Consider the following 3,809-nt stretch of genomic DNA (forward strand, 5'->3'; position numbering starts at 1 on the left):
ATAAGGCTGCGAATATTCGAAATAATTTATGCATCTTAAAACTCCCCCACAACAAAGATGAATAAACAGTACCTGCATGTAAATACCTGGCAGGAAATTAAGGCGGCAATTGATTCCACTTCAACCAGTAACTTCCAACTTCCCGAGCAATGTTAGAAAATTCATTTTTATCCTCGGGCTTTACCAAATAGCTATTTGCTTTAAGTTGATAAGCTCTAATGATACTGTCGTTATCATTCAATGTACTGGTACAAACCAAAACGGGTACCCGTTTTAGCTCGCTGTTCTGTTGAATAAACTCCAGTAGATTGACTATATTATCGTTGAATTCATCGATACCAAGAATGATCAAGCGTGGCTTAATATAATTTTCCGAGCTGCTTTTATTAACACACTCTTCCAGATAAACAAGCATTGCCTCACTATCAGCCACGCGCCGCACCTCATGTGGCACATCAACTAATTGAAAGTTCTGGATAATAATATTTGCGTCGCTATCGTTGCTTTCTAATAATAAGACAACGCAATGTTCTTCAGAGACCATGCTTCCCTGTTCTACCCCTTAGTTCGTAAGCCTGCATTGAAATTGATTTTAAACGCATTGTTTGCTGAACCATCACCCTGTAATGCGAATTGGCAGCATAATCAGCCCCTGGATAATAGTCAAATTCACCGGTATCGCCTGCGCTACAGAGATTTTGTCAGCGATTAATACAATAGACTATTATAATAATTCTATAGCCTGAAACCAGATACGATAAAAAAGACTACAAAACAAGCCGCTACACGAACAATACTATTGATTAACGACAAGCTTATCGCTCTAGCTTTTCCGCACAGTTGATGCAATGCTCCGCTGTTAAATCAAACTCCAGCCGTTTTACGGCGATTTCATCTCCACACATTTGACAATAACCAAAATCTCCACCTTCGATTCGAGCCAGTGCGGATTCAATTTTTTTTAACTCAAGTTCCCGACGCTGCTTTGCCGCCAATGACATGGCCTGTCCCTGGAGCGCATCCATACGACTGAGTCGACCCTGGCGAGTCTGATCCAGCTCAACAGTTTGAGCAGCATCTTCGCTGATACTGGCAGTCTCTAACAACTGGCGCCTTCGTGCCTGTAAAAGTTTCTTAAATGCTGTCAATTGATTTTCATCCATACTGAATTAAAGGATTATTTGCAGAGTTAGTCCAGCCTGGGATATTAGTGGCAAAGCCGATTTCAACATTATCGCGAACCATCTTGCTGACCAGGCATACACATGGCGGGGGTGCCACCAGCACAAGCGCACAACTTCTCTGGTTCACAATAACAATTTGCTGGCAGAAATTTGCACCCCTGTTTCGCTTCACAGTCTGATTTCTGGTGAAGTGATTGCATAAAACCTGATTCACAACTATTGTCAGCAGCGCGACATTGGTAAGTACTATCTCTCTGATTCTTTTGCAGTATACAAATCGGCGATTTCAGACAATCCAGTTCTGACAAATTTGCGCAGCTTTTATCGAGATCGTCTTTCAGGGACTGGCTTAACGATGCCCGAGGCTGCGCGTAAACCGGCGATGGTCTAACAGCCTGCCTTGCCAGATTTGGCTGAGCGTTCTGTGTTAATTCCCCGGATTGAATTTCACTCGCCGCTAGTTCTGTGGGTGAGCTCGCATGATCAGCAGACGCTATGGTCTGCTTGCGTTGCAGTGAATCTGCAAGCGCCTTATCTTCTTCCCGCGATTCGGTTGACAACCGACCTTGCGGCGCCTTTGCCATTGCCTGCAATGTGGCCTCCTGTTCTGCAACCGCAGCGGGCTCATCAGTGGTTCTGGATAAAGGTGCGGATTTGGCCAATGCGACGGGCGCTTTCTTCTTTTCCCGCTTCGAAACGGACTTTCCTGGAGATGGAACTTCCGCTGATGCAAGTTCATCTGCGGTCCTGGTCTGATTTTCAACGGTGTCACTATCGATAACCGGTTCAGCCGCCTGATGTTCAAGTTCCGCAAATGGCGCCGTTTCTTCTACTCTTTCCGAACCTGTCGCTTGCCCGTCTGGCACACTCCCAATTTCTGTCATTGCTGGCCCTGGAAAACTGGCAGTTGCATCAGGGGCTTTTCTTTCAATAGTTGTCACGACAATGACGCTTAGCACAATAACAGCGGCCATTGATGCCGGCACTGCCCAGCTTGCTGAAAAAGGACCAGCCGCTCGTTTTGGCGCCACCGCCTTGTGCGCTTCGGCCAGAATTTTTTCATCCAACGCTGTAGACGGTTGCTCCTGGCTCAGTTCGGAATATAGCTCAGACAGTGTTTCGTCGCTGGTATCTCGTCTATCACCTTGCATAGTTATTACCTTGCAAACTTAATCACCTGTTAAAATGTCCTTAAGGCCTGCTTTCAGTTTTTTCGTCGCATAACGCAAACGGCTTTTTATAGTCTCTGGATTTTCATCAACCACCAGTGCTATGTCTTCAATGGAAAGACTTGCCTCTTCTTTCAGGAGAAACACTTCCCGTTGTTCAACAGGCAACTGTTTGATAAGTGCCGTTAACAGGAATTTAGCCTGGGTTCGATCCAGCTGTGTTTCAGGATTTGCCGCTTCGGCTGCCGGCATATCCCCGATCATCTGATCACCACAATCGACATGCTGTATCCGGGAAAATTTACGGTAGTGGTCCACAGTGCAGTTGTGTGCAATCTGAAAAAGATAAGTGGTAAATTTGGCGCTGGGTAAATAGCGCTGCCGGGCGTTAATCACGCGCAGCCAAACTTCGTGTGTTAACTCTTCTGCTATCGACACCTGGCTGGTATGACGCAGGAAATACCGATACAGGGGCCCCTTGTTTCGAAGATACAGCTCATCAAATGCAAGGGCGTCACCTCGACTGTAGCTCATCATGAGCTCTTCATTAGTTAGACCCTGATAGTCAACATTTGGCACGCCCATAACATGCCGCATTTTCCCAGGATTGACAACTGTCTGCATAGTCTTGTTGCTAATGTATCGCGGGCTGCGCTCTCACACAGCCCACTTGTTTGTTGATTGTTTGATACTAGTTAAACGCTCTATCTACTGTTGTTGCTTGCGCGTTGCCTGATAAGGTATTTGCCAGTTCCACCAGCCGAACAAATTCACTGCGATAGCCGTAGCGATCAATGCCTTTGGCAGTTACCGCCAATGAAACAATATCGTTATAGGAATATTGCTGTGTGTATCGCCCACCTCGCAACAGCTGTCCAAATCCGGCCACACTGGCGGCAAACTGAAACCGCTGGCTGGTCTGGTTTATTTGCGCAATCATTTGATTTTTTGATACCGGAATTTCCATCAGGATACTTGTGTCACTGTCCGGTTTTTTATAACGCAATCGTAGAAAAGCCAGTTCGCTGCTCTGGCTGCTTTGATCCACAGAGTGTTTTTCAGACGATTGATAACGTAAAGGATCAGTCAACTGCCCACCCTTTCCGGTCAGGGCGATTTCGTAAATTGCTGTCACTGTATGACCGGCACCTATTTCACCGGCATCGACTTTGTCATTATTGAAATCTTCACGGCGCAGCGCCCGGTTTTCATAACCTATCAGGCGGTATTCTGAAACCAGCGCCGGATTGAATTCAATCTGGATTTTCACATCCCTGGCAATGGTGTTGAGTGTGGAACCCGCCTCATTTACCAGCACTTTTTGCGCTTCCATCAAGGTGTCAATGTAGGCATAGTTACCATTACCAACGTCAGCGAGTTGCTCCATCAATTTGTCGTTGTAGTTACCGGATCCAAAACCCAGTGTGGTGAGATAAATACCGGTTTTACGTTTTTC

5 protein-coding genes are annotated in these 3,809 nt (G+C 46.1%); all 5 read right to left on the bottom strand.

Features of this window, described 5'->3' with window-relative positions; genetic code table 11:
• Positions 1-97: 97 nt before the first annotated feature.
• Positions 98-544: a hypothetical protein gene (locus ACWVCM_RS15000; protein ID WP_455202574.1), complete on the bottom strand. Its 447-nt coding sequence runs from the start codon at positions 542-544 to the stop codon at positions 98-100.
• 271 nt (positions 545-815) lie between these two features.
• Entirely contained in the window at positions 816-1,148 is a 333-nt protein-coding gene (locus ACWVCM_RS15005) for a TraR/DksA family transcriptional regulator (RefSeq protein ID WP_455202575.1), read from the bottom strand.
• Between the two features lie 83 nt (positions 1,149-1,231).
• Positions 1,232-2,335, bottom strand: coding sequence for a hypothetical protein (locus tag ACWVCM_RS15010; protein ID WP_455202576.1), 1,104 nt, complete (start codon positions 2,333-2,335; stop codon positions 1,232-1,234).
• Positions 2,336-2,353: 18 nt separating this feature from the next.
• Complete coding sequence (locus ACWVCM_RS15015; protein WP_455202577.1) at positions 2,354-2,977, bottom strand: sigma-70 family RNA polymerase sigma factor; 624 nt, start codon at positions 2,975-2,977, stop codon at positions 2,354-2,356.
• Between the two features lie 67 nt (positions 2,978-3,044).
• The coding region (locus ACWVCM_RS15020) for a YfbK domain-containing protein (protein ID WP_455202578.1) at positions 3,045-3,809 on the bottom strand (765 nt) is incomplete at its 5' end.

Source organism: Kaarinaea lacus, from assembly GCF_975902315.1.

Coding starts and splice junctions, on each gene's coding strand:
- ACWVCM_RS15000 (WP_455202574.1), bottom strand. CDS start 544: ATGGTCTCTGAAGAACATTGCGTTGTCTTATTATTAGAAAGCAACGAT.
- ACWVCM_RS15010 (WP_455202576.1), bottom strand. CDS start 2,335: ATGCAAGGTGATAGACGAGATACCAGCGACGAAACACTGTCTGAGCTA.
- ACWVCM_RS15015 (WP_455202577.1), bottom strand. CDS start 2,977: ATGCAGACAGTTGTCAATCCTGGGAAAATGCGGCATGTTATGGGCGTG.